The sequence below is a fragment of the Lacihabitans sp. CCS-44 genome (genome assembly GCF_024343735.1).
Classification (GTDB): domain Bacteria; phylum Bacteroidota; class Bacteroidia; order Cytophagales; family Spirosomataceae; genus Leadbetterella.
This window is the reverse complement of the sequence record NZ_RJUE01000046.1, coordinates 1-1,954: the sequence shown is the minus strand read 5'-3', so window position 1 is coordinate 1,954 and position 1,954 is coordinate 1. Positions and strand designations below refer to the sequence as shown.

Sequence of the window (1,954 nt, the reverse complement as noted above, 5' to 3'; positions counted from 1 at the left end):
TTTGAATTCTTCGAGAACAAACAAAGCTTTGACTAAAAAAGAATTAGATGCAAATTATCTATTAATGGCTGGGGTAAGCAATGAATTATTTATTAAAGCTCAGAAAACCTTAGTGGAATATGTAATTTCTGAGGGGTTTGTTGCTGAAGAAGGTATGTTTGTAGAGGACTCCGATTTTTTGAGGAATTCATTCGCTTGGAATATTGAAAAGTATAGATTTCGAATGGATTTTCGTTATGGAGGGGGTTATTCAACGGAAGTAAAACCTTTTTCGGCTATTTCGGATGAAAAGAAAAAAGAATTTGACTATAAAATTCTAGAGTCAGTAAGTCAAGGTAAAATACATCGTGACCTTGCTTTAAAGTATCTTTTTGGATATCGAGCCAATAATAAATTGCTTTTTACTAAAATCAATATCGAGAATATTGAAAACTGCTCACTCGACTTAAAAGAAAAAACGTACTCCTTGTTTTATTACAAAAAGACTGGGCAAACTTTGGACGACGAAAGTCAACGCACACTAGAGGAATTACAGTATGGAGATAGTAATCTGATATTTGAGAAAGCAAAATATAAAATACTGAAAAACAGTTACTTTTCAATGAGTTCGGATGCTCAAATGGAAGAAACAACTGTGCCCAATTGTGATATTGCCAAACAAATTATTGAAAAGGCCACCATAATCCAAGACTAAATCCTATGAAAAACCTCATTATTGTCTGCACATTATTTATAACAAACCAAGTTTTCGCCCAACTAGATTTTAGAAAGGAATATTATCCAGTCATTAATCGGGCCGAAATGGCCATCACCAAGGATGATTATCAAACTGCTTTTACAGAATATCAAACTGCATTTTCGGCAGTAAAAACACCATTGGCTAGAGATATTTTTAATGCCGTGGCCTGCAAATTTCTTCTGAATGACTTTGAAGGAGCTAAACCTTTGCTTTTGAAATTGGCGAGGAAGGGAATTTCTACCATCACATTGGAGAAAAAGGAAGTGTTTTTGATGGATAATATAAGAAGTCAATGGAATAGTTTTAAGTTTCTTTATGAGCAAATTCAAAGCATGCAGCAAGAGAAAATTATTGTTGGACTGTCCGATAAATTAACTTTGTATAATAGTGTATATGATACTTTAAACGTAAATTCCGTGACTTTTTTCCTGGGTGAAGATGGGAAAGGCCAGCAAATATTGTCAAAGGATTTGAATTCTTCGAGAACAAACAAAGCTTTGACTAAAAAAGAATTAGATGCAAATTATCTATTAATGGCTGGGGTAAGCAATGAATTATTTATTAAAGCTCAGAAAACCTTAGTGGAATATGTAATTTCTGAGGGGTTTGTTGCTGAAGAAGGTATGTTTGTAGAGGACTCCGATTTTTTGAGGAATTCATTCGCTTGGAATATTGAAAAGTATAGATTTCGAATGGATTTTCGTTATGGAGGGGGTTATTCAACGGAAGTAAAACCTTTTTCGGCTATTTCGGATGAAAAGAAAAAAGAATTTGACTATAAAATTCTAGAGTCAGTAAGTCAAGGTAAAATACATCGTGACCTTGCTTTAAAGTATCTTTTTGGATATCGAGCCAATAATAAATTGCTTTTTACTAAAATCAATATCGAGAATATTGAAAACTGCTCACTCGACTTAAAAGAAAAAACGTACTCCTTGTTTTATTACAAAAAGACTGGGCAAACTTTGGACGACGAAAGTCAACGCACACTAGAGGAATTACAGTATGGAGATAGTAATCTGATATTTGAGAAAGCAAAATATAAAATACTGAAAAACAGTTACTTTTCAATGAGTTCGGATGCTCAAATGGAAGAAACAACTGTGCCCAATTGTGATATTGCCAAACAAATTATTGAAAAGGCCACCATAATCCAAGACTAAATCCTATGAAAAACCTCATTATTGTCTGCACATTATTTATAACAAACCAAGT

General features: G+C 33.3%; 2 protein-coding genes. Both read left to right on the top strand.

Annotation, left to right across the window (positions count from 1 at the left end; all coding sequences use genetic code 11):
- Positions 1–694 (top strand): hypothetical protein (locus tag EGI26_RS07460; protein WP_255077447.1); only part of this gene is annotated, 694 nt, incomplete at its 5' end.
- Positions 695–699: 5 nt separating this feature from the next.
- Positions 700–1,902 (top strand): hypothetical protein, encoded by a 1,203-nt coding sequence (locus EGI26_RS07455; RefSeq protein ID WP_255076818.1) that lies wholly within the window; start codon positions 700–702, stop codon positions 1,900–1,902.
- The last annotated feature ends 52 nt before the right edge of the window (positions 1,903–1,954 follow it).

Excerpts from the sequence above, each read along its gene's own strand:
- EGI26_RS07455 (WP_255076818.1), top strand. The coding sequence starts at position 700 with ATGAAAAACCTCATTATTGTCTGCACATTATTTATAACAAACCAAGTT.